20 protein-coding genes and 1 pseudogene are annotated in these 22,364 nt (G+C 64.5%); 14 read left to right on the plus strand and 7 right to left on the minus strand.

Translation table 11 applies throughout. The features are described from left to right. Positions 1 to 354 precede the first annotated feature (354 nt). From JJE66_RS12025 to recQ, 5 genes are all read left to right on the plus strand, one after another. On the plus strand, positions 355 to 1,914 hold the full coding sequence (locus JJE66_RS12025) for an amidase family protein (RefSeq protein ID WP_200514477.1): 1,560 nt from the start codon (positions 355 to 357) through the stop codon (positions 1,912 to 1,914). Between the two features lie 219 nt (positions 1,915 to 2,133). Continuing rightward, the gene (locus JJE66_RS12030) at positions 2,134 to 3,435 is read left to right on the plus strand and encodes an O-acetylhomoserine aminocarboxypropyltransferase/cysteine synthase family protein (RefSeq protein ID WP_200514478.1); all 1,302 of its coding nucleotides are present in this window, start codon (positions 2,134 to 2,136) and stop codon (positions 3,433 to 3,435) included. 12 nt (positions 3,436 to 3,447) lie between these two features. Then, the gene (locus tag JJE66_RS12035) at positions 3,448 to 4,449 is read left to right on the plus strand and encodes a homoserine O-succinyltransferase (RefSeq protein WP_200514479.1); all 1,002 of its coding nucleotides are present in this window, start codon (positions 3,448 to 3,450) and stop codon (positions 4,447 to 4,449) included. 105 nt (positions 4,450 to 4,554) lie between these two features. Continuing rightward, positions 4,555 to 5,298, plus strand: coding sequence for a polysaccharide deacetylase family protein (locus tag JJE66_RS12040; protein ID WP_200514480.1), 744 nt, complete (start codon positions 4,555 to 4,557; stop codon positions 5,296 to 5,298). A 129-nt stretch (positions 5,299 to 5,427) separates the two neighbouring features. After that, positions 5,428 to 7,293, plus strand: a complete 1,866-nt coding sequence (recQ, locus tag JJE66_RS12045; RefSeq protein WP_200514481.1) for a DNA helicase RecQ — start codon at positions 5,428 to 5,430, stop codon at positions 7,291 to 7,293. A gap of 103 nt (positions 7,294 to 7,396) precedes the next feature. Here the strand turns inward: recQ and JJE66_RS12050 are convergent, their stop codons facing one another. Beyond that, positions 7,397 to 8,410 carry a 1-aminocyclopropane-1-carboxylate deaminase gene (locus JJE66_RS12050; protein WP_200514482.1) on the minus strand — a complete coding sequence of 338 codons (1,014 nt, stop codon included), beginning with the start codon at positions 8,408 to 8,410 and terminating at the stop codon, positions 7,397 to 7,399. Positions 8,411 to 8,572: 162 nt separating this feature from the next. Between JJE66_RS12050 and JJE66_RS12055 the strand changes: the two genes are divergently transcribed. Next, on the plus strand, positions 8,573 to 9,037 hold the full coding sequence (locus tag JJE66_RS12055) for an Lrp/AsnC family transcriptional regulator (protein ID WP_200514483.1): 465 nt from the start codon (positions 8,573 to 8,575) through the stop codon (positions 9,035 to 9,037). Between the two features lie 9 nt (positions 9,038 to 9,046). On the opposite strand, the gene JJE66_RS12060 is transcribed toward JJE66_RS12055, so the two are convergent. Genes JJE66_RS12060 through JJE66_RS12070 form a run of 3 tightly spaced genes read right to left on the minus strand, consistent with a single transcriptional unit; the run spans position 9,047 to position 12,820 of the window. Beyond that, complete coding sequence (locus tag JJE66_RS12060) at positions 9,047 to 10,333, minus strand: citrate-proton symporter (RefSeq protein WP_311979849.1); 1,287 nt, start codon at positions 10,331 to 10,333, stop codon at positions 9,047 to 9,049. A 43-nt stretch (positions 10,334 to 10,376) separates the two neighbouring features. Beyond that, entirely contained in the window at positions 10,377 to 11,843 is a 1,467-nt protein-coding gene (locus JJE66_RS12065; RefSeq protein ID WP_200514485.1) for an NAD(P)-binding domain-containing protein, read from the minus strand. Further along, entirely contained in the window at positions 11,840 to 12,820 is a 981-nt protein-coding gene (locus JJE66_RS12070) for a LysR family transcriptional regulator (protein ID WP_200515334.1), read from the minus strand. Before JJE66_RS12070 ends, JJE66_RS12065 begins: the two co-directional genes overlap by 4 nt. Before the next feature lie 80 nt (positions 12,821 to 12,900). Between JJE66_RS12070 and JJE66_RS12075 the strand changes: the two genes are divergently transcribed. The 4 genes and pseudogenes from JJE66_RS12075 to JJE66_RS38860 form a co-directional block, all read left to right on the plus strand. After that, the gene (locus JJE66_RS12075; RefSeq protein ID WP_409362803.1) at positions 12,901 to 14,064 is read left to right on the plus strand and encodes a PLP-dependent cysteine synthase family protein; all 1,164 of its coding nucleotides are present in this window, start codon (positions 12,901 to 12,903) and stop codon (positions 14,062 to 14,064) included. After that, a complete protein-coding gene (locus tag JJE66_RS12080) occupies positions 14,061 to 14,552 on the plus strand; it encodes a CMD domain-containing protein (RefSeq protein ID WP_200514486.1) in 492 nt (163 codons plus the stop codon). The genes JJE66_RS12075 and JJE66_RS12080 overlap by 4 nt, the downstream gene beginning before the upstream one ends. Continuing rightward, on the plus strand, positions 14,549 to 15,121 hold the full coding sequence (locus JJE66_RS12085; RefSeq protein WP_200514487.1) for a peroxidase-related enzyme: 573 nt from the start codon (positions 14,549 to 14,551) through the stop codon (positions 15,119 to 15,121). Before JJE66_RS12080 ends, JJE66_RS12085 begins: the two co-directional genes overlap by 4 nt. A 48-nt stretch (positions 15,122 to 15,169) precedes the next feature. After that, positions 15,170 to 15,238: pseudogene (locus JJE66_RS38860) on the plus strand (carboxymuconolactone decarboxylase family protein); the annotation flags it as partial. Positions 15,239 to 15,637: 399 nt separating this feature from the next. Here the strand turns inward: JJE66_RS38860 and JJE66_RS12090 are convergent. Then, a complete protein-coding gene (locus JJE66_RS12090) occupies positions 15,638 to 16,573 on the minus strand; it encodes an alpha/beta hydrolase (RefSeq protein WP_200514488.1) in 936 nt (311 codons plus the stop codon). Positions 16,574 to 16,722: 149 nt separating this feature from the next. Here JJE66_RS12090 and JJE66_RS12095 point away from each other — a divergent pair, with 149 nt between their 5' ends. After that, complete coding sequence (locus JJE66_RS12095) at positions 16,723 to 17,610, plus strand: branched-chain amino acid aminotransferase (protein WP_200514489.1); 888 nt, start codon at positions 16,723 to 16,725, stop codon at positions 17,608 to 17,610. 6 nt (positions 17,611 to 17,616) lie between these two features. Here JJE66_RS12095 and JJE66_RS12100 read toward each other — a convergent pair whose 3' ends face one another. Both JJE66_RS12100 and phaR read right to left on the minus strand, forming a co-directional pair. Next, on the minus strand, positions 17,617 to 18,234 hold the full coding sequence (locus tag JJE66_RS12100) for a trans-aconitate 2-methyltransferase (protein ID WP_200514490.1): 618 nt from the start codon (positions 18,232 to 18,234) through the stop codon (positions 17,617 to 17,619). Between the two features lie 100 nt (positions 18,235 to 18,334). Further along, positions 18,335 to 18,931 carry a polyhydroxyalkanoate synthesis repressor PhaR gene (gene phaR, locus JJE66_RS12105; RefSeq protein ID WP_200514491.1) on the minus strand — a complete coding sequence of 199 codons (597 nt, stop codon included), beginning with the start codon at positions 18,929 to 18,931 and terminating at the stop codon, positions 18,335 to 18,337. A 302-nt stretch (positions 18,932 to 19,233) separates the two neighbouring features. Here phaR and JJE66_RS12110 point away from each other — a divergent pair, with 302 nt between their 5' ends. The 3 genes from JJE66_RS12110 to JJE66_RS12120 all read left to right on the plus strand — a co-directional run bounded on the left by JJE66_RS12110 (position 19,234) and on the right by JJE66_RS12120 (position 22,360). After that, the gene (locus JJE66_RS12110; protein WP_200514492.1) at positions 19,234 to 20,412 is read left to right on the plus strand and encodes an acetyl-CoA C-acetyltransferase; all 1,179 of its coding nucleotides are present in this window, start codon (positions 19,234 to 19,236) and stop codon (positions 20,410 to 20,412) included. Between the two features lie 236 nt (positions 20,413 to 20,648). After that, positions 20,649 to 21,374: an acetoacetyl-CoA reductase gene (gene phbB, locus JJE66_RS12115; RefSeq protein ID WP_200514493.1), complete on the plus strand. Its 726-nt coding sequence runs from the start codon at positions 20,649 to 20,651 to the stop codon at positions 21,372 to 21,374. Positions 21,375 to 21,490: 116 nt separating this feature from the next. Continuing rightward, positions 21,491 to 22,360, plus strand: coding sequence for a DMT family transporter (locus tag JJE66_RS12120; protein ID WP_200514494.1), 870 nt, complete (start codon positions 21,491 to 21,493; stop codon positions 22,358 to 22,360). Positions 22,361 to 22,364 lie beyond the last annotated feature (4 nt).

Genomic DNA, 22,364 nt, shown 5'->3' on the forward strand with positions numbered 1-22,364 from the left:
GTCTCTTCACCGAAATTTTGAGCGGATGCTCGCGCGATTTCTGCTGTCGAAATTCATCACATGTATGCGCACACATGTTGCTGGATAAATTTATCAACAGCGTGACGAAAATTGCGGCGGCCGCGCGCTTCCGAGATTTGCGCGAAGACATTCGCACCAGATCGTGGCGCGTCGAAAGTTCCATCACCGTGTCGTAGCTCCGCGGCGAAAGTTCCCACCCAGTTCCTTTTCTCCGCCATCGGCCTCCTCCCACCAGTTTCCACGTTCCGTTCCCCGCGCACTTCTGCAGAAACGCCGCTGTACAGGCCTTATTGCCGTCAGTAACCTCCGCGCCGCAATTTCAGGAGATGCGACGTGGCGAAGAAGACGGCGACCAAGAAGAAAAGTGCTGCAAGGAAATCAGCGAAGACCTCGAGCAAGAAGGCCGTCGTCCGCAAGGGTGCCGCCGCCGCGAAGCCGGCCAAGACAACGGTCAAGAAGGTCGCACTGCGCCGTCCCAGGGGGCCGGCTTGGCAATGGTCGGCGGTCGACACTGCGGCCGCGATCCGCTCCGGCTCGATCTCCGCGGTCGAGACCGTCGAGGCGCATCTGGCGCGGATGCATGCCGTCAATCCAAGGCTGAACGCAGTCGTGGTCGATCTCGGCGAGGAGGCTCTGAAATCCGCGCATGCCGCCGACAAGCAGCGCGCCAAGGGCGGCGAGCTCGGCCTCCTGCACGGTGTCCCCATCACCATCAAGGAGAACGTCGACTATGAAGGCCGGCCCAATTTCAACGGCGTTCCCGCCAACAAGGACCTCGTCGCCCCGTCGGATTCGCCTGTTGTCCGCAACCTCAAGAAGGCCGGCGCGATCGTACTCGGTCTCACCAATACGCCGGAATTCTCATTCCGCGGCTTCACCGACAATCCGCTGCACGGGCTGACGCTCAATCCCTGGGACCCGAACATCACCTGCGGCGGCTCCTCGGGCGGTGCGGGGTCGGCGGTTGCCGCCGGCATCGGCACCATCGCGCATGGCAACGACATCGGCGGCTCGTTGCGCTGGCCGGCGCATTGCAATGGCGTCGCCACCATCAAGCCGACGCAGGGCCGCATTCCCGCCTTCAACGGCAGCGCTGTGACGGAGCGGCCGATGCTGGCGCATCTGATGTCGGCGCAGGGGCCGCTTGCCCGCCACGTCGGCGACGTCCGTCTTGCGCTGGAGGTGATGAGCCAGCGCGATCCGCGCGATCCCTGGTGGGTGCCGGCGCCGTTGGTCGGACCGAAGCCGAAGAGGCCGATCAAGGTCGCACTGGCCAAAATCCCCGAAGACATGGCGGTCGATCCGCACGTTGCCGCCGCGCTCCGCCAGGCCGCCGATCATCTGGAGCGCTCCGGCTATCGCGTCAGCGAGGTCGAGGTGCCCGACATCAACGGCGTCTGGCAGACCTGGTGCGACATCATCACCAACGAGACGGTGGTGATGCAGGAGGCCGGCATGCTGAAGGTCACGTCGGAGGACTTCCACAAGGCGTGGAACGGCATGAAGACCAAGGCCAACGCGCTCGATCTCCCCGCCTGGATGCGCGCCACCGCCGCGCGCAACGGCCATATCCGCGCCTGGCAATTGTTCTTCGAGGAGTATCCGGTGGTGCTGGCGCCGACCACGGTGAAGCCGACGCCGGGCCCGCGCGACGACACCGTCAGCGCCGAGCGCGTGAAGGAGATCTTCTGGGGCGAGATCCGCTTCATCTCCGCAATCAACGTGCTGGGCCTGCCCGGCGCTGTGGTGCCGGTGACCGTGCACGACGGCCAGCCGATCGGCGTGCAGCTCATCGCGGGCCGCTACCGTGAGGATCTCGCGCTGGACGCGGCCGCCGCGATCGAGAAGCGCGCCGGCGTGCTCACCCACCAGCTCTGGAAGACGATGGCCTGAGCCGAGCTCGAAGGGCTTCGCCTGTCCCGCGCGGGGGCCCTTTGATCGAAATTGACTCAAATTTTAGCCAATTCGCCAACAACCGTTAGGGTTACTTCCTCGATCTCTAAGCGAATTATTGTCCGCTTTACCGCCCGCCTCTAACAGAGGGACGGCGGACAACGCACATGCCTCATACAGGCGAATAAGTGCGGCCCGCGTCCCACGCGGAGGTGGATGATGCGTAACGAGACGATCGCTATTCACGCGGGCTATGAGCCCGAAGCTACCACGCACGCGGTTGCCGTGCCGATCTACCAGACCGCGGCCTACGCATTCGACAGCGCCGATCACGGCGCAGCGCTCTTCAATCTCGAGGCCGAAGGCTACCGGTACAGCCGTATCGCCAATCCGACCAGCGCCGTGCTGGAGAAGCGTATCGCCCAGCTCGAAGGCGGCGTCGGCGCACTCGCGGTTGCGACCGGCCAGGCCGCGCTGCACTTCGCCTTCGTCAACGTCGCCGATCACGGCGGCAACATCGTTTCCGTGCCGCAGCTCTACGGCACCACGCACACGCTGCTCTCGCACATCCTGCCGCGGCAAGGCATCACCGGCCGCTTCGCCGAGAGCGACAAGCCTGAGGCGATCGAAAAGCTGATCGACGAGAACTCCCGCGCGGTGTTCGCCGAGACCATCGGCAATCCCGCCGGCAATGTCTGCGACATCGAGGCGCTGGCCAGGATCGCGCATGCCCATGGCGTGCCGCTGATCGTCGACAACACGGTTGCGACGCCGATCTTGCTCAAGCCATTTGATTACGGCGCCGACATCGCCGTGCACTCGCTGACCAAGTTTTTGGGTGGCCACGGCACCACGCTCGGCGGCGCTATCGTCGATTCCGGAAACTTCCCCTGGGCTAGGCACGCCGACCGCTTCCCGGGTTACAACAAGCCGGACGCGTCTTATCACGGCCTGGTCTATGCCGAGCGCTTCGGCAGGACCGCCTATATCGAACGCGCGCGCAGCATCTATCAGCGCACCATGGGTTCGGTGCTGTCGCCGTTCAACGCCTTCCTGCTGCTCCAGGGCATCGAGACGGTGGCGCTGCGCATGGAGCGCCACTGCGAGAACGCCCGCAAGGTCGCCGAATTCCTGCGCAACGACCCGCGCGTCGCCTGGGTCAACTACACGGGCTTTCCGGACAGCCCCTATTATCCGCTGGTCCAGAAGTACCTCGACGGCAACGCCTCCTCGCTGTTCACGTTCGGCATCAAGGGCGGCATGGAAGCCGGCAAGACCTTCTACGATGCGCTGAAGCTGATCACGCGCCTCGTCAATATCGGCGACGCCAAGTCGCTGGCCTGCCATCCGGCCTCGACCACGCACCGCCAGATGTCGGCGGAGCAGCAGCGCACAGCCGGTGTGCTGCCGGAGACGATCCGCCTCTCGATCGGTATCGAGCATGCCGCCGATATCATCGAGGACATCGACCAGGCGCTGGAAAAGGCTTGTCCGGCCGCGCGCCTTCAGGCGGCGGAGTAGGCAATCGGGCCGATGAGCGTCTTGATCGACAGGGATCAAGGTATCGCAAGCCCGGCGCTGGTGCCGGCCGAGGGTGACCTCGCGCGCGATCATGCCCGCGCGGAACTGACCATCGGGCTGGTCAACAACATGCCGGATACGGCGCTGAAGGCGACCGAGCGGCAGTTCATGAAACTACTCCAGGCGGCCGCGGGGCCGCGTCGCATCCGTTTCCATTGCTTCTCGCTGCCGTCAGTGCAGCGCTCGCCGGAAGCGAAGTGGCATGTCGAGAGCGAATATTCCGATCTCTCCGATCTCAAGCGTCAAAAATTCGACGGGCTGATCGTGACCGGCGCCGAGCCGGTCGCGCCCGAACTCGACCAGGAGCCGTATTGGCGCGACCTGACCGATCTCATCGACTGGGCCAAGACCAACACCCGCTCGACGATCTGGTCATGCCTCGCCGCTCATGCGGCGGTGCTGCATCTCGATCGCGTCGAACGACAGCGGCTGCCGTCCAAATGTCATGGCATCTTCGACTGCGAGGCCGTGACCAATGATACGCTGACGCGCGAGGCACAGGTGCCGCTCAAGGTCTCGCATTCGCGCCTGAACGAAGTCACCGAGAGCGATCTCGCACAGGCGGGCTATCAGGTACTGACCCGTTCGGAGCGAGCCGGCGTCGACATCTTTACCCGGCAATATGCCAGCCGGTTCGTGTTCTTCCAGGGCCATCCTGAATATGACGCGCTGTCGCTCCAGCGCGAATATCTGCGCGACATCGGCCGCTATCTCGCGCGCGAGCGGGAGGTCTATCCGGCCCTCCCCGTGAGTTATTTTGACGCAGCGACGCAAGAGAAGCTGGTGCGATTCGAAAAGCGGGCGAGGCATCAGCGGCACCCGGCATTGACCAACGAGCTGCCTGCACTGACTTTGCGCACCGATATTGCGGCCGGCAGCGCCGCCGCGGCGCTTTTTCGCAATTGGCTGCAATATCTCGGCGCAGACGCGGATGCTTCGCTGCTCGCGCGTTAACCGAAGGCCGTTGGTTCCGCGTTAGGATTACCCAAGCGTTAAGCTTGCCTCAGGCAGTGCGCAAATGTTTCAGTAGCGAAATATGGAATCACAGGGAATGCGCTCGTGCTGTCGGCCCTCAACGGACGCTTGAGCAATCGGCTGGCCCGGCATTTCCGCGCCGCACCGCACCGTCTGACGGCGCACGCGCCGATGGTGAGCTTCACCTTCGATGACGCTCCCGACAGTGCGGCAGGCGAGGGCGCCTCGCTGCTGGAAGCGCATGGCGGGCGCGGCACGTTCTACCTCGCCGGCAGCTTGATCGATCAGCCCGGGGATCATTGGCACGGCCTCTCGAACGATGCGATCGTCCGGCTGCATCGCGGTGGCCACGAGATCGGCTGCCATACGTTCTCGCATTTGCGCGCGGTCGATCTCGACGCGAACGCGATGACGTGTGAGATCGAGCGGAACCGAAGCCATTTCGGCGGCATCGACTCCTCCATCCGGCTCGAGAATTTCGCCTATCCCTATGGCCTTGCCTCGGTCTGGCGCAAGCCGCAGCTCGCCCAAAACTTCCGCTCGGCGCGCGGCATCCTTCCCGGCGTCAACCGCGAAGTCATCGATCTCCAGTTCCTGCGCGCTTCGCCGCTGGTCGACCGCGAGATCGATGCGGATGGTGTCGATCGCTATTTCGATGAGGCGGTCGCAAGCGGCGGTTGGCTGATCTTCTACGGCCACGATGTCGTCGATCAGCCAAGCCCCTATGGCTGCACGCCGGCCTTGCTGCGCCACGCGCTAGAGGCCGCCGGAACGCGCAACATGCCGATCGTGACGGTCGCGGAAGCGTTGCGGCGAATCGGGGCGTAGCCCCCTTACCTCTCCCCGTAAGAACGGGGCAAGGGAGAAGAAGCGGCGGTGCAAGTGTGAAACAGTCTTGCAACGCCGGCGCCGTCATGCGACTGGCCTTGTGACGAATCCCACAGCCCCCGACACGCCATGTCAGCTCCTTCTACCGCTCCGTTGCCTGCGCCGGCCGATGGCCGCGACGCGCTGGCGGTGCTTCATTCGGTGTTCGGCCTGCCGGGCTTTCGCGGAGCGCAGGGCGAGATCATCCGGCATGTCACCGATGGCGGCAATTGCCTGGTGCTGATGCCGACCGGTGGCGGCAAATCGATGTGCTATCAACTGCCGTCGCTGCTGCGCGAAGGCTGCGGCATCGTGGTGTCGCCGCTGATCGCGCTGATGCGCGACCAGGTCGCCGGCCTCATCGAAGCCGGCGTCAATGCCGCCGCGCTGAACTCGTCGCTGACGATGCAGGAGGCCTCCGACATCGAGCGCCGCCTGATCGCGGGCGATCTCGACCTGCTCTATGTGGCACCCGAGCGACTGGTGACGCCGCGCTGCTTGTCGATGCTGGCGCAGGCCAAGGTGGCGCTGTTTGCGATCGACGAGGCGCATTGCGTCTCACAATGGGGCCATGACTTCCGGCCCGAATATGTTGGCCTCTCCATCATCGCCGAGCGCTTTCCCGACGTGCCCCGCATCGCGCTGACCGCGACCGCCGACGAATTGACGCGCAGGGAGATCGTCGAACGCCTGAAGCTTGACGGTTCCCCGCAATTCGTCTCGAGCTTCGACCGTCCCAACATCCGTTACGAGATCGTCGACAAGCGCAATGCCGTGTCGCAGCTCAAGGAGTTCATCCGTGAGCGTCACGCAGGCGACGCCGGCGTAGTTTATTGCCTGTCCCGCAATCGCGTCGAGGATGTCGCCGCCGCGCTTGCCGATGCCGGCATTGCGGCGCTACCCTATCATGCCGGGCTCGACGGCGGTGTGCGCTCGCGCAACCAGGACCGCTTCCTCAACGAGGACGGTATCGTGATCGTCGCAACCATTGCCTTCGGCATGGGCATCGACAAGCCCGACGTGCGCTTCGTCGCCCATCTCGACCTGCCCAAGAGCATCGAGGCCTATTACCAGGAGACCGGGCGTGCAGGGCGCGACGGCAAGCCGTCGGCGGCCTGGATGGCGTATGGCCTCTCCGACATCGTGCAGCAGCGCCGCATGATCGACGAATCCAGTGGTTCCGACGACTTCAAGCGGGTGTCGATCCGGAAGCTCGATGCACTGGTCGGCCTCGCCGAGACCGCGCAATGCCGGCGCAAGCGGCTGCTCGGCTATTTCGGCGAGATATCGCATGGCGAGAGTTGCGGCAATTGCGACAATTGCCTGACGCCGCCGAAAATGCGCGAAGGCAAGGCGCTGGCGCAAAAGCTGCTCTCATGCGCCTATCGCACTGGCCAGCGTTTCGGCGCGATGCATCTGATCGACGTGCTGATCGGGCGCCTGACCGAGAAAGTGACGCAGTTCGGCCATGACAAGCTGTCGGTGTTCGGCATCGGGCGCGAGCTCAACGAAAAGCAGTGGCGCACGGTGCTGCGGCAGCTGGTTGCGATGGGGCATTTGCAGAGCGACAGCGAGGCCTTTGGTGCGCTGAGGCTGACGGAGACCGCGCGCGGCGTGCTGCGCGGTGAGACCGAGGTGTGGTTGCGCGAGGAGGCGCCCGGCACCCGCGTCCGGTCAAGCCGGGCCAAGTCCCGCCGCGGCGACCTTGCGCCGGCGGCCGGCGCACCGCAGGGCGATGTCGATCCCGAGTTGCGCGCGAGACTGCGCTCCTGGCGCTCGGATATCGCGCGCGAACGCGGCGTCCCGGCCTATGTCGTGCTCCACGATGCCACCATCGATGGCATCGTCCGGGCCTGGCCGACCACGCTTGATGAGTTGCGCAACGTCCCGGGCATCGGCGACAAGAAGCTCGAGCATTACGGCGACGAGCTCCTGCAGATCGTGCGGACGCGGTAGAGTACGACGACCGTAGCCCGGATGGAGCGTAGCGAAATCCGGGGCAGTTTTTCCGTACCGCGCGAGTCCCGGCTTACGCTTCGCTCCATCCGGGCTACAGACGTCAGCCGTTCCGGAACGCATACCCATAGCCGTTGAGCGCCGGCGCGCCGCCGAGATGGGCGTAGAGGATCTTCGCGCCCTTCTCGAAATGGCCCTTCTGGGTCAAGTCGATCAGGCCCTGCATCGATTTGCCTTCATAGACGGGGTCGGTGATCATCGCCTCGAGCCGCGCGGTGAGGCGAATCGCCTCCTTGGTCTCCTCCGACGGCACGCCATAGGCGGGACAAGCGTAGTCCTCGATCAGCACGACGTCGTCGGCGACGAGCTCCTTGCCGAGCTCGACGAGCTTTGCGGTGTTCTGCGCGATCGAGAGCACCTGCGCTTTCGTCTGCGCCGGCGTGAACGACGCATCGATGCCGATCACTTTTCGCGCACGGCCATCCGCCGCGAAGCCGACCAGCATGCCGGCGTGGGTCGAGCCTGTGACGGTGCAGACGATGATGTAGTCGAACTTGAAGCCGAGCTCTGCTTCCTGCTTGCGCACCTCCTCGGCGAACCCGACATAGCCGAGCCCGCCATATTTGTGCACGGAGGCGCCGGCGGGAATAGCGTAAGGCTTGCCGCCGGCAGCCTTCACTTCCTCGATCGCCTGCTCCCAGCTTTTGCGGATGCCGATGTCGAAGCCGTCGTCGACCAGGCGCACATCGGCGCCCATGATGCGCGAGAGCATGATGTTGCCGACGCGATCATAAACCGCGTCCTCATGCGGCACCCAGGCTTCCTGCACCAGGCGGCACTTCATGCCGATCTTGGCGGCGACCGCCGCGATCATACGGGTGTGGTTCGACTGCACGCCGCCGATCGAGACCAACGTGTCGGCGTTCGAGGCGATCGCGTCGGGAATGATGTATTCGAGCTTGCGCAACTTGTTGCCGCCATAGGCGAGACCGGAATTGCAGTCCTCGCGCTTGGCGTAGATCTCGACATTGCCGCCGAGATGCTTCGACAGCCGCTCGAGCTTCTCGATGGGGGTGGGGCCGAAGGTCAGCGGGTAGCGCGCGAATTTTTCGAGCATCGTCAGGTCATCCGATTGGCGTTGGTGTCTGGGAGGTGATTAGCATCGCGCCGCAAAAAGGTGCTCTCGAATATTGCCCTCATATTGCAGTTGATCTTGCGGCATTGGCGACCGTGGCTAATATTTATTCCAAAACATTTGATAATTTCGGAAGGTTCTTCCATGTCAGCCCGGCTCGATCGTATCGACCTCAAGATGTTGAGATTGCTGCAGAATAACGGTCGGCTCAGCAATGCCGAGCTGGCCGAAACCGTCGCGATCAGCCCTGCCACCTGCCATCGCCGCACCCAGCGCCTGTTCGAGGCCGGCTTTATCACCGCCGTCCGCGCCATGGTGGCGCCGAAGAAGGTGGCCAAGGGCACGCTGGTGATGGTCGGCGTCGTGCTCGACCGCTCGACGCCGGAAAGCTTTGCCACCTTCGAGCAGGCGATCGCCAGGCTGACATTCGTGCTCGACTGCCACCTCGTCGCCGGCGACTTCGACTACTTCCTGAAAATCCGCGTCGGCGATATGGAGGATTTCAACCGCATCCACGGCGAGCAGCTCATCGCGCTGCCCGGCGTGCGCCAGACCCGCACCTTCTTCGTGATGAAGGAAGTCGTCGACAACGCGCCGCTGGAGTTTTGAGCGGAAGCGTCAGGAGACTTGCTCGGCGACACGCTCCATGGCTGGCTCGCGCGATGTCGGGCCGTCATCCGGCCGCATTGCGATCACCGAGATCAGCCCGAGGCCGACGCCGATCATGACGTAGAAGATCGGCGCAAGGGGCGAGCCCGTGAGCGTGATCAGCCAGGTCACGAAGAACTGGGCGAAGCCGCCGAAGACCAGCACCGCGACGTTGTTGACGATCGCGAGTGCGGTCGAGCGGACCCGGATCGGGAACAGCTCGACCAGCGTGGTGCAATAGACGCCGAGGAAAAAGGCGCTGAAGAATCCGATCACGATCTGGGCGACCAGAAGCTTTGCGATCGATGGCCCCGAGATCACCCAGGCATAGAGCGGATAGAGCGACACCAGGTAGCCGGTGAGCGAGACCAGCAGCAGTGGCTTGCGTGGATAGCGATCGGAGATGGCGCCGGCGATGGGAACAATGATGACCATCACGATTGCTGCGACCATCTGCACCAGAAAACTCTGCATCAGCGGTAGCTTCAGCACCTCCTTCGCATACGTCACGGTGTAGCCGAAGGTGACGTAGAACGAGACAGCGCTGGCGACCACCATGCCCATGCCGATCAGGAAATTGCGGCCGGGGTCTTTCAACGCGGCGAGAAAACGCTCCTTGTGTGCCGTCGCCATGTGGCGCTGGAACATTTCGGGCTCGATCACCCTGGCGCGCATGTAGAGCAGGATCGGGACGATCACGAGACCAACGAAAAAGGGAATGCGCCAAGCGCCGGCGGCGAGCTGTTCCTTGGTGAACGTCAGTGTTAGCGCGGCGCCCAGCACCGCGCCGAGCACGTTGGCCATGAGCTGGCCGGCAATCTGCCACGAGCCGTAGAAGCCCGTGCGGCCGGGAGGCGCGGCTTCGATCAGATAGGCAGTCGAGGTACCGAATTCGCCGCCGACGGAGAAGCCTTGCAACAGGCGCGCAAGTAGCACGATCAGCGGCGCAGCAATGCCGGCTGTGGCATAAGTCGGCGTCAGGGCGAGCAACGCAACCGACGCTGCCATGATACCCATGCCGAGCGTCATCGCGGCTTTACGTCCCTTGCGGTCGCCGAAATAGCCGAGCACGAGTCCGCCGACCGGCCGCATGAAAAAGCCGGAGCCGAACAGCGCCGTGGTCAACAGCAGCGCGTTGATCTCGCTGCCCGGGATTTTTGGATCGACCGGGAAGAACAGGTTCTTGATGACCGGGGTCATCAGCGCGAATACCGTGAAGTCATACCACTCCATCGCGTTGCCGGCGATTGCTGCCACGATGGCTTTCCTGTTCGTCTGCATCTGCGCTGGCCTGTCCGGTTTAAGCCTCTTCGGCGGGTTGATGGGTGGCGTCGGCATCGCGCCATTCGTCGCCGACGATTTCGGGCGTGGCGAAGGCCTTGAGATTGGCGAAGTGAATCTCGCGATCTTCCACGAAGAGGCGGCGGACGATGCCGCGCGCAAGCCGGTCGGCGCCCTCGCTGATCGCGGGAATGTCGCCGGAGAGTTTTCCGTGGCTCAGCGTCGCTGGATAGTTGAAGCAGTGCAGTTGCGACAGCATCGGGCAGGCGCCCGGCACCTTCTCCATGAACTGGAAGCTGTCGCCGAGGTCGGGCGAATGCTCCAGCTCGGCATTGTCCATTCCCGCGGGCGTCGGGAAGCGGTCGCGCCAGAAGCGGATATGCGGCGCAAACTCCGCAAGCTCCTTACGCTGGGCGAGGTCGACGATGAAGCCGGTGCCGAAGATAACGAAGTCGGTGGCATAGCGGCCCTTCGGCGTCGTCACGACGAGATGGTCGCCTGCAACGGTAAGATCTTCGATCGGGCTTGCTAGATGGAAATGCGCGTGCGGATGGGCGGAGACGCGCAGCACGCTCTGACGCGGCGGCGGCGTCTGCGCCTTCAGCGTGTAATCTAGGAATCGCCACTTCCAGTCGTCGGCGAGGCCGGCGAAGCCGTGCACGACGCCCTGACTGCCGATGCCGGTGAACTTGTTGATGCGCGGGATGTCCGCGCGGCGGATGAAGAGGTCCGTTCGCGCCGCGCCCGCTTCCAGCGCCACGGCGGCATTGTCCATTGCGGATGCGCCTGCTCCGACGACGGCAACGCGTTTGCCGCGCAGGCTTTCGAAGTCGATCGGGTCGGAGGAATGCGCCCAGAAGCGCCGGTCGATCCCATCGGCGAGCGGCGGCACGTAAGCGCTGCCGAGGCCATCGCGCCCCGTTGCCAGCACGACATGACGCGCCAAAATTTTTCGCGACTGACCTGCTTCGCTGATGTCGAGCGCGAACAGCTGGTCGTCGTGGGCATGAATGCGCTCGACCGAGACGCCGTTGCGGACCGGCAGGTTGAGCACCTTCCGGTACCAGACGAGGTAATCCATCCACATCGTGCGCGGCGCGCGATCAAGCGCCTGCCAGGCTTCTCCGCCATATTGCGCTTCATAGAAGGCGCGGAAGGTCAGCGCCGGCATGCCCATCGCAGGCCCGGTCAGCTCCTTCGGCGAGCGCAGTGTTCGCATCCGGGCAAACGTCGCCCACGGGCCTTCCTCTCCGGCGCGCGCGCGATCGAGCAGAAGATGGTTGTCGACGCCGAGGCGCTTCAGCATCGCGGAGGCGACCAGGCCGGCCATGCCGGCACCGACGATGACGACGTCGACGACGTTCGCGCCATCCACGACGCGGCGCGGCACCCACGACTTGGCCGGCAATTCAAGCCAGGCGAGATCCTGTTTCAGGCGCTCCTCGAGTGCGACGAGGCCGGTGGCGTTCGGCGTGCTGGTGGTCATGAGTTTGCTTTCTCGAACGCGTCGGTTTCGCCGTCGATCTCGAGCGACGCTGCCGCACCGCTGTGCAGCCTGGCGCCGGGCATCAGCGCGACGGCCGCGCGCAGCGCAGCGTTGAGCGCCGCGACCGTCGGCGTCAGCTCGCGGCCGGTCGGCGAGAGCGCGGCGAACAGGAAGGGAATGGAGACGTCGAGGCGGCGGGTGACGACGCCTTCGACGGGAAGGCTGGAAGTCAGGACCGGTTCGACGACGGCGATGCCGAGCGATTGCTTGGCCATCGCAATCGCGGTCATCGAGGAATTGGTGTCGATCACCTCGGCCGGCACTACGCTTTCGCGTTCCAGCGCTTCTTCCACGCGGCGGCGAAGCCGGTAGGGGTTGGCCATGGTCAGCAACCGGCCGCCGTTGAGATCCTTGAGCCGGATCACCTTCTTCTTCGCGAGCGGATGATCCATGGCGAGGCACGCCACGCACGGCACCTCGCACACCCATTGCACATCGAGGCCGGGATGTTGGACAGGAAGACTCGCGAGCCCGAAGTCCACGGATTGCGACAGCACCGATTGCACGACGTTCTCGGCCGAGAGCGCCTGCACATGCACCTGGCTCGGCAGCAGCTCGCGCTCCAGCGCCGCAAGCGCCGCCGGAACGAAGCCCGCAGCCAGCGCCGGGATCGCAGCGAGACTGAGCACCGGGAGCGCGCCCGCGCCGATCGCATTGGCGCGCTGGCGGATATGCCTCAGGCCCATCAGAAGCCGCTCGACCTCGGCGTGGAACAGAACGCCCTTCGGCGTAGGGCTGATACGCGGGCCGTTCCTGGAGAACAGGAGATAGCCGACGTCGGCCTCCAGATCCTGGATCTGGCGAGTGACCACCGGCTGCGACCGGCCGAGCAGCCGCGCCGCACCGGTGATGCTGCCGGCCGACATCACGGCCGCGAAGGCCTCGAGCAGGCGGATATCGATGACGTCATTGTTCATGGCGGGGCCGGGTGAATTATTCATCTATAGAATGAACAGTATTTCTTGATGCGCAAGATGTATTATGAGATATTTATGTCATGTCGATGGGACCAATCTCATTCCGCCAGTACGCTCCGTCCGGGCCAACTTACAGCCGCGGCTGGGTGGATGACGCGGTGGCCGCGATCGAGGCGGACCAGTGCCGGACGGCCGACACGCATCTGATCCGGCTGATCGTGCCGGCGCTCGCCGGCATCGACATCTACCTGAAGGACGAGTCCACCCATCCGACCGGCAGCCTCAAGCATCGCCTGGCGCGCTCGCTGTTTCTCTACGCGCTGTGCAACGGGCACATCCGCGAAGGCACGCCTGTGGTCGAGGCATCGTCTGGATCGACGGCGGTGTCCGAAGCCTACTTTGCACAGATGATCGGCGTGCCCTTTTACGCCGTGATGCCGCGCACGACCTCGGCGGAAAAGATCGCCGCGATCGAGCATTATGGCGGAAATTGCCATCTGATCGACGACGGCCGCGCGCTCTATGCCGAGGCCGCTGCGCTCGCCGCGCGCTTGAACGGCCACTATATGGACCAGTTCACTTTCGCCGAGCGCGCGACCGACTGGCGTGGCAACAACAACATCGCCGAGTCGATCTTCACGCAGTTGGCCGGCGAGCCGCGCCCGCTGCCGAACTGGATCGTGATGGGCGCCGGCACCGGCGGCACCTCGGCGACGATCGGGCGCTACTTGCGCTACCGCCAATATCCGACGCGGCTCTGCGTCGCCGACGTCGAGCATTCCGCCTTATTCGATTGCTTCCGCAGCCACGATCGCTCGCATGTTTGCGAGCGGCCCTCGCTGATCGAAGGCGTAGGACGTCCGCGCTGCGAGCCCTCCTTCGTGCCGGGTGTGGTCGACCGCATGATGAAAATTCCCGACGCCGCAACGATCGCGGCAATGAACGTGCTATCGCGCCGGCTGCGCCGGACGGTCGGCGGCTCCACGGGCACCAATTTTCTGGCGCTATGCCGGCTCGCCTCCGAGATGCGCGGTGCCAATGAGACGGGTTCGCTGGTGACACTGATCTGTGATTCGGGCGAGCGCTACCGGCAGACCTATTATGAGCCGCAATGGCTCAGGGCGCGCGGGCTCGATCCCGCGCCGTTCGAGGCCGAACTGTCGTCGTTCCTCGATAAGGGTCAGCCCCTCGCCCTGGCGGTTGATGACGTCCCCAGTCCACAGAGCGCCCGAGGTGCTGCTTGACCACGCTGATCGAAACGCTGACCGGCGTCCCCGCGACGTCGCGGCTTGGTCAGGCGCTGACGACACGCGCCGAGATTTTGCGCTTGAGCGAGGCCGCTCATGACGCGGTGCTGGTGCCGCGCGAGCCCGGCGGGTTGAGCCATGGCTTGCGCGCTGCGCTGGCCGCGCGGATGTGCCGGCATGTCGGCGATGACGCGCTCGTCGCGCACTACGAGTCCTATCTGGCGCATTCGAGCGATCTGGAAGTCGCCGCCGTCGCCGAGCCAGGCAGCACCAGCGGCGATCCGATGAGCGATGCCATGGCGCGCCACGCCGACTTGCTGACGCTGGCGCCGCGTGAGGCGACCCGGCAGGACATCGCGGCCCTGAAGGCCGCCGGTGTCAGCGAGGCCGATATCGTGCGCTTGTCCGAGCTTGCCGCCTTCGTGAACTACCAGCTGCGGGTCGTCGCCGGCCTCAAGCTCCTCAAAAAGATCCAGGCACGATGAGCGAAACCGTTCACGCCTTCACAGCCACGATCCCGACCTGGTCGCCTTATGTCGCGCCGGTCGAGCTCGCATCCGCAACGCCCGAGCAACTCTCCGCGATGAAGGTCACGCCCTCAAACAAGGGCGTCTCGCCTTACGTGCTGACGCTGGCGCACGATCCGGAATCGCTTGCGGTGCGCTCGCCGCTGTTCAACCTCATCATGTACGGCAAGGACGGGCTGGCCTCGGCCGAGCGCGAACTGGGAGCGCTGAGTGCGTCGATCGTCAATCGCTGCGTCTATTGCGCAGCGGTACACGCCTCGCGCTTCATCGGCCTCACCGGACAGCGCGACGTGGTCGAGGAGATTTTTCGCGACGAGCGCGACGCCAAGCTGGAGGCGCGCCAACAGGCGCTGTTCGATTTTTCCACAAAACTCTCGACCACGCCGATCGAGGCCACGGCGGAAGACGCACGCGCGCTAGCTGACGCCGGGCTGAGCGAACTCGAACAGCTCGACCTCGTGCTGTCAGCCGCGATCTTCGGCTGGGCCAACCGCCTGATGCACACGCTGGGCGAACCGGTGACGTAGTCGGCGAGGCATAGCACGATCGTACCGGCGGCTCCATGTCGCTCGCGCCATGTGCTGGTCGCCGAGCAGCGTGGCCTCTCCGACGAGAAGCTCGCGACGATCGTCGCCGGGCAGCGGCATGGTCTCGGTCACGCTGAATACGTTCGACGTGCCGGTGCCGGAGTAACCAGTGCGTGGACGCTTGCGGTTACGCTGCCGTGATCGCACGGACATACTCGCCCGCCAGAGTGGAGGCCGGACAATGGAGGACGACAGTCATGGGCAGATCGCGCCGCATCGTGCTGGCCAGAATGACGGCGCTCGCCGTGGCTCCGGCCGCAGCGCCGGCCCTGGCCGCGACCCGGACTGCCAAGGGTGTCACCGTAGCCGAAGAGCACTATGCGCGCATGATCGCGGTGGCGCATGCGCCTGACGTCACTTTCGCGCACCCGGGCCGAGCGCTACGCGGACGCGCACTGGCAGGAGTATGTTTCGGCGGCGCGTGCCGTGCTCGACGCACGCGAGTGATCCTCGATCTCAGCTCGCCACCGCACGCCGGACCTGCTCGCCGATCTGCGATAGCACGAGCTGTGCCTGCGGCAGGATCGCGCCCATGGCGTGAAAATTGTGAACCATGCCGTCGTGGCAGATGTGCTCGACCGTAACGCCGGCGGCGAGCAGCTTGCGCGCATAGGCGTTGCCCTCGTCGCGCATCGGGTCGAATTCGGCGGTGTGGATGATCGCGGTCGGCAAGCCCGAGAGCCGCGTCGCGCGCAGCGGCGAGATGCGGGGATCGGCGGCATCCAGGCCCTCGGGCAGATAATCGGACAAATCCGCCTCGATGGTGGCGCGGTCGATCAGATGGCCTTCCGCGAACGCCTCGCGGGAGGGGGAGACCTCCTCGAAATCCAGCACCGGGCAGATCAGGCATTGCGCGACGATCGAGAGGCCGGCGCTCTGCGCCGCCTCCTGGCACACGATCGCAGCCAGCGTCGCCCCGGCGGAATCGCCGCCGACAACCAGCCGCTCGGCGTCGATGCCGAGCGCTTCAGCTTCGCGCGCGACCCATTCGGTGGCCGCGATCGCGTCGTCGACGGCGGCGGGATATTTGTGCTCCGGCGCGAGCCGGTAGTCGATCGAAACGAGGCGGCAGCCGGTCGCATGCGCCAGCGCCGCCGCGATGCGGTCATGCGTCGCAATGCTGCCGGCGACGAGTCCGCCGCCATGAAAGAACACGAAGCCCGGCGTGCGCTCGCTGGCAGACGCCGGCGAATACAGACGATAGGGCAGCTCTCCGCCGGGGCCAGGCAGCTTGCCGTCGGACGCCGTCACATCGGGCGCATCAGCGCGCGCGAATTGCATCAGCTTCGCCAGCGACTGCCGCCGCGCCTCGACGCTCGGCCGGCTCCGCGCCTGCGGCGCGGCCGCAGCCATCATGGTCAACAAGCGCTTTGCGAGCGGATCGAGCGGCATGGGAAACTCCGTGACGTGCCCGACACTATAGCCGGTTTGGACGCGATGTTGTCCTACCCTCCCTGGAGGGAGAGTTGGTGCTTCGCTGCAGGAAATCGTTTAGAAATTGGGACAATAGTGCCCGGATATTTCCAAAGAGGAGGCCTGTCATGGCCGAGATCAGGAAGCCTATCGAATATTCGCCGAGCTGGACCTTCTTCGAGGGCAAATGGCACGACGGCAACGTGCCGATCATGGGGCCGCGCACGCATGCGGCCTGGCTCGGCTCGGTCGTGTTCGATGGTGCGCGCGCGTTCGAAGGCGTCGCGCCCGATCTCGATCGCCACGTCGCCCGCGCCAATCAATCGGCGATCAATTTTGGCCTGAAGCCGGTGGTCGATTCCGGCACCTGGCTGACACTCGCAAGCGAAGGCATCGCGCGCTTTGCGCCGAATGCCGAGCTTTACATCCGCCCAATGTACTGGGCGCAGAACGGCGCGGGCGGCGGCGTGCTGTTCGACCCTGAGACCACCAATTGGTGCCTGTGCATCTACGAGGCGCCGATGCCGAAGCCGATCGGCAATGCGATCACGCTGTCGCCGTTCCGCAGGCCCACGGCCGAATGCGCGCCGGTCGACGCCAAGGCCGCCTGCCTCTATCCGAACAATTCGCGGGCGCTCGCCGAAGCGGCCTCGCGCGGCTTCCAGAACGCACTGATGCTCGACATGCTCGGCAATGTCGCCGAGTTCGGCAATTCCAACGTGTTCATGGCCAAGGACGGCGTCGTCTTCACGCCGGTGCCGAACGGCACCTTCCTCAACGGCATTACGCGCCAGCGCGTGATCAGCCTGCTCCGCGGCGACGGCGTCACCGTGATCGAGAAGACGCTGCGATATGCGGATTTCCTCGCCGCTGACGAGATTTTCTCCACCGGCAATTTCGCGAAAGTGGCGCCCGTGATTCGCATCGACGCACGCGAGCTGAAGCCGGGCCCGGTCTACACCAGAGCGCGAAAACTCTATTGGGACTTTGCGCATGCGGCGAAGCTGGCGGCTTGACCGGAGCTAGCCCCGCCTCCGAAACCGACTGAACTGAAACGCCTGCGTCGAATTCCACGGTGTGTGGTGCGTTTCGCTCCGCGCCTCAACTAACTCGAACTCCGGCCCGAGTTCAGCCGAAAGGCTCGCGCTGTCGTGCCGCTGCACCGGCAAGCCGCTGCATTTCTCCGGACCATCGAGCGCGAACGTCGCGATGATGATGTGTCCGCCGGGTGCAACCGCCGACCGCAGGCGTTCGACGTAATCGGCCCTGTCGCGTGGATCGGTCAGGAAGTGAAACGCGGCGCGATCGTGCCAGATGTCATAGGTCTTCGTCGGCCACCATGTGGTGGCGTCGGCCATGATCCAGTCGACCGTTGAAGCGGCTGCGCCGATTCGCTTCTTCGCAGCGTCAAGCGCGTTGGCGGAGAGATCCAGCACGGCCAGTTCGCGGTATCCGTCCTGCAACAGCGCATCGACCAGCCGCGATGCCCCGCCGCCGATATCGATGATGGCAGCGCCATGATCCGGATTGGCCGTGCGAATCATATCGAGCGAGGTCGCCGGGCTGTCCTGAAACCAGCTGACCTCGGCCTCGCCCTTGGTGGCGTAGACGTTCTGCCAGTGTACGCTGCGGTCAGACATGGGCTCCGCCTTGGCCCGGGGGGCGACGACGCGGCAATGCTGCAATCAATTGGTCGTTTGCGCGCCCGCGTGAGCGGACGCGCCGGCGCGGAGGAAAGACCTACTCGTCCTTCTTCGACATCTTCTCGAGCCGTTCCTGCATGTCCTTCATCTGCTGGCGCAGATCGTCGATGTTGGTCTCCTTGGCCGGCTCGGTGCCGGCATCGGCCTCCGGCTCGGACGTCGTTGCCGGGCGACCCGTCGGCGGAACGAACGGCTTGAACATCGAGAAGGTCTGCTGGAACAGCTCCATATTGCGGCGGACCTGCTCTTCGAGCGGGGCAAAAGGAGTGCCGGACAGCGTGTTGGCGATCTGTTTGCGGAACTTCTCCTGCTCCTGTGTCAGCGTTGCGATCGACTGCTCCAGATATTTCGGCACCACCATCTGCATGCTGTCGCCGTAGAAGCGGATCAGCTGGCGCAGGAAGGTGGTCGGCAGCAGGTTCTGGCCGGCTTTGTTCTCCTGCTCGAAGATGATCTGGGCGAGGACGGAGCGGGTGATGTCGTCACCGGACTTGGCGTCGTAAACGAGGAAATCTTCGCCGTCCTTGACCATGGCGGCGAGGTCTTCCAGCGTCACGTAGGTGCTCGTCCCGGTGTTATAGAGCCGGCGGTTCGCGTATTTCTTGATCGTGGTGGGTTGGTCTGATTTCGCCATGGGCTCTCACTTGCAACGCTGAGAACGGGAACCTGCCGGGCTATGCCGCAGGGCGGGAAGAGTACGCAACGCAACAAAATAAGCATTTTCAACGGGCTCACGCTACCGTTTTGTGCGGCACGGTTAATTGCGCAGCAAAAACGTGCTTGCGAAATCGCCAAGAACGCTATTTTGAATGCGCTGCGGCATGAATTCGGTCACCAGCCGATTGACATGCCTCAACGACGTTAACAGGATGCCATCCGAGACTGGCGAGCCGTTTCCCAGCCCCGTCTGCCCCCTTTCAAACCCAGGAGATGCCCATGTCAGACGATGTCGTCATCGTCAGCGCCGCCCGCACCCCGGTCGGAAGCTTCAACGGAGCCTTCGCGACCCTTCCCGCCCACGATCTCGGCGCCGTCGCCATCAAGGCCGCGCTGGAGCGCGGCGGCATCGAGCCCGGTCGCGTTTCGGAAGTCATCATGGGCCAGATTCTCACTGCCGCTCAGGGCCAGAACCCGGCCCGCCAAGCCTCGATCATGGCCGGCATTCCCGTCGAGAGCCCGGCCTGGAGCGTCAATCAGCTTTGCGGCTCGGGCCTGCGCACGGTCGCGCTCGGCTACCAGGCGCTGCTCAACGGCGATTCCGAGATCGTGGTCGCCGGCGGCCAGGAATCCATGAGCATGGCTCCGCACGCCCAGTATCTGCGCGGCGGGGTCAAGATGGGCGGGGTCGAGTTCATCGACACCATGATCAAGGACGGCCTGTGGGATGCCTTCAACGGCTACCACATGGGCAACACCGCTGAGAATGTCGCGCGGCAGTGGCAGATCACCCGCGCCCAGCAGGACGAATTCGCCGTCGCCTCGCAGCAAAAGGCCGAGGCGGCTCAGAAGGCCGGCAAGTTCAGCGACGAGATCGTCCCCGTCACCATCAAGACCCGCAAGGGCGACATCGTCGTCAGCGCCGATGAATATCCGCGTCATGGCGCAACGCTCGAGGGGATGGCGAAGCTCAAGCCCGCCTTCGAGAAGGACGGCACGGTCACCGCGGGTTCGGCTTCCGGCATCAATGACGGCGCTGCTGCGGTGGTGCTGATGACGGCGAAGCAGGCGGCCAAGGAAGGCAAGAAGCCGCTCGCGCGAATCGTGTCGTGGGCCCAGGCCGGCGTCGATCCGAAGATCATGGGCTCGGGCCCGATCCCGGCCTCGCGCGCCGCGCTGAAGAAGGCGGGCTGGAGCGTCGGCGATCTCGACTTGATCGAGGCCAACGAGGCCTTTGCGGCGCAGGCTTGCGCGGTCAACAAGGACCTCGGCTGGGACACCTCCAAGGTCAACGTCAATGGCGGTGCGATCGCGATCGGTCATCCGGTCGGTGCCTCCGGCGCGCGCGTGCTGGTGACGCTGCTGCATGAAATGCAAAAGCGTGATTCCAAGAAGGGCCTCGCCACGCTGTGCATCGGCGGCGGCATGGGTATCGCGATGTGTCTGGCGCGCGACTGAAGCTGACGTCCAATTGACGCGTGCGCTGCACACCTTGGTGAGTGCGTTGCACGCGACTAAAAAGGCAGCGGTTGCGAATCAAATATTCTTCGCAACCGCGCAAGCCTCGACTAAAGAGAAACGCCCGGCTCAACGCCGGGCGTTTTGTTCTTGATGTCCGTCAAACCAACCGCATAATCCACCGTTAAAAACGATCACTCAGAAACGTCCGACGAGTCCAAGGGAAGGAATACGATATGGCACGAGTTGCATTGGTGACGGGTGGTACGCGGGGCATCGGTGCTGCGATCAGCAAGGCGCTGAAGGCGGCTGGCTACAAGGTAGCGGCGAGCTATGCCGGCAACGATGCGGCGGCGGAGAAGTTCAGGGCCGAAACCGGCATCGCCGTCTACAAATGGGACGTCAGCAATTTCGATGCCTGCGCCGAAGGCGTGAAGAAGGTCGAGGCCGATCTGGGCCCGGTCGAAGTGCTCGTCAACAATGCCGGCATCACCCGCGACACCGCCTTCCACAAGATGACGCTCGAGCAGTGGAACGCCGTCATCAACACCAATCTCGGCTCGCTGTTCAACATGACGCGCCCGGTGATCGAGGGCATGCGTGCGCGCAAGTTCGGCCGCATCATCTCGATCTCGTCGATCAACGGCCAGAAGGGCCAATTCGGTCAGGTCAACTATTCCGCGGCGAAAGCCGGCGACATCGGCTTCACCAAGGCGCTCGCGCTCGAGAACGCCAAGGGCGGCATCACTGTGAACGCGATCTGCCCGGGCTACATCAACACCGAAATGGTGCAGGCGGTGCCGAAGGACGTCCTGGAGAAGAACGTGATTCCGCAGATCCCTGTCAACCGCCTCGGCGAGCCGGAAGAGATTGCACGCGCGGTTGTGTTCCTGGCGGCCGACGAGGCCGGCTTCATCACGGGATCGACGATGACCATCAATGGCGGTCAATATCAGACCTGATAGGGCGTCAGACCTTTGAGCCAAAAGGCTGTAGCCTTGGGCGAGACGAGGCGATAGTGAAGACGAAAATGCCCGGCCTCGCGCCGGGCATAAGCGTCCTCAGAGCCCCTTGATCCATGACCCCGCGCACCGCCACACTGATCGGACTGACCGCCATCCTGATGTGGTCGCTGCTCTCTGTGATGACGGTGGCGACCGGGAAAATCCCGGCATTCCAGCTCGCCGCGATGACCTTTGCGATCGGCGGTCTCGTCGGCCTGCTCACCTGGATCGGCCGCGGCGACGCCGCGAAGAGCCTGCGCCAGCCGCTCGTCGTATGGCTCGTCGGCGTTGGCGGCTTGTTCGGCTATCACGCGCTGTATTTCCTCGCGCTGCGCTTCGCGCCGCCGGCCGAAGCCGGTCTTCTGAATTACATGTGGCCGCTGCTGATCGTGTTGTTCTCGTCGTTCCTGCCGGGCGAGCGCCTGGCGCTGCATCACACCGTCGGCGCCGTGCTCGGCCTCGTCGGCACCGTGCTGCTGTTCGCGGGCAATACCTCCGGCTTCGCGCCGGGTCAGGTGCCGGGATTGATGGCGGCCTTCATCGCCGCCTTCGTCTGGGCGACCTATTCGGTGCTGTCGCGGCGGCTGAAGGCGGTGCCGACCGACGCGGTCGCCGGCTTCTGCCTCGCCACATCAGTGCTCGCGGCGCTGATGCACGGTGTGCTGGAGGCCACCGTGTGGCCCGAGACCCATTTGCAATGGCTCGCCGTGATCGCACTTGGCATCGGCCCCGTCGGCGCGGCCTTCTACGCCTGGGACATCGGCATGAAGCGCGGCGACATCCGAGTGCTCGGCGCCGCCTCCTACGCGACGCCGCTGTTGTCGACCGGTTTCCTCATCGCCGCCGGCTTTGCAAAAGCCAGCGCCAACATCGCCATCGCCGCGATCCTGATCGCCGGCGGCGGCCTGATTGCGGCGAAGGACATGGTGCTGCGGAAGCGGTGATGGG

This window comes from Bradyrhizobium diazoefficiens (assembly GCF_016612535.1).
Classification (GTDB): domain Bacteria; phylum Pseudomonadota; class Alphaproteobacteria; order Rhizobiales; family Xanthobacteraceae; genus Bradyrhizobium; species Bradyrhizobium diazoefficiens_C.

What these genes read in the sequence shown, in the direction of transcription:
- JJE66_RS12030 (WP_200514478.1), top strand. Translation starts at nt 2,134, where the DNA reads ATGCGTAACGAGACGATCGCTATTCACGCGGGCTATGAGCCCGAAGCT.
- JJE66_RS12035 (WP_200514479.1), top strand. Translation starts at nt 3,448, where the DNA reads ATGAGCGTCTTGATCGACAGGGATCAAGGTATCGCAAGCCCGGCGCTG.
- recQ (WP_200514481.1), top strand. Translation starts at nt 5,428, where the DNA reads ATGTCAGCTCCTTCTACCGCTCCGTTGCCTGCGCCGGCCGATGGCCGC.
- JJE66_RS12050 (WP_200514482.1), bottom strand. Translation starts at nt 8,410, where the DNA reads ATGCTCGAAAAATTCGCGCGCTACCCGCTGACCTTCGGCCCCACCCCC.
- JJE66_RS12055 (WP_200514483.1), top strand. Translation starts at nt 8,573, where the DNA reads ATGTCAGCCCGGCTCGATCGTATCGACCTCAAGATGTTGAGATTGCTG.
- JJE66_RS12065 (WP_200514485.1), bottom strand. Translation starts at nt 11,843, where the DNA reads ATGACCACCAGCACGCCGAACGCCACCGGCCTCGTCGCACTCGAGGAG.
- JJE66_RS12070 (WP_200515334.1), bottom strand. Translation starts at nt 12,820, where the DNA reads ATGAACAATGACGTCATCGATATCCGCCTGCTCGAGGCCTTCGCGGCC.
- JJE66_RS12075 (WP_409362803.1), top strand. Translation starts at nt 12,901, where the DNA reads ATGTCGATGGGACCAATCTCATTCCGCCAGTACGCTCCGTCCGGGCCA.
- JJE66_RS12085 (WP_200514487.1), top strand. Translation starts at nt 14,549, where the DNA reads ATGAGCGAAACCGTTCACGCCTTCACAGCCACGATCCCGACCTGGTCG.
- JJE66_RS12090 (WP_200514488.1), bottom strand. Translation starts at nt 16,573, where the DNA reads ATGCCGCTCGATCCGCTCGCAAAGCGCTTGTTGACCATGATGGCTGCG.
- JJE66_RS12095 (WP_200514489.1), top strand. Translation starts at nt 16,723, where the DNA reads ATGGCCGAGATCAGGAAGCCTATCGAATATTCGCCGAGCTGGACCTTC.
- JJE66_RS12100 (WP_200514490.1), bottom strand. Translation starts at nt 18,234, where the DNA reads ATGTCTGACCGCAGCGTACACTGGCAGAACGTCTACGCCACCAAGGGC.
- phaR (WP_200514491.1), bottom strand. Translation starts at nt 18,931, where the DNA reads ATGGCGAAATCAGACCAACCCACCACGATCAAGAAATACGCGAACCGC.
- JJE66_RS12110 (WP_200514492.1), top strand. Translation starts at nt 19,234, where the DNA reads ATGTCAGACGATGTCGTCATCGTCAGCGCCGCCCGCACCCCGGTCGGA.
- phbB (WP_200514493.1), top strand. Translation starts at nt 20,649, where the DNA reads ATGGCACGAGTTGCATTGGTGACGGGTGGTACGCGGGGCATCGGTGCT.
- JJE66_RS12120 (WP_200514494.1), top strand. Translation starts at nt 21,491, where the DNA reads ATGACCCCGCGCACCGCCACACTGATCGGACTGACCGCCATCCTGATG.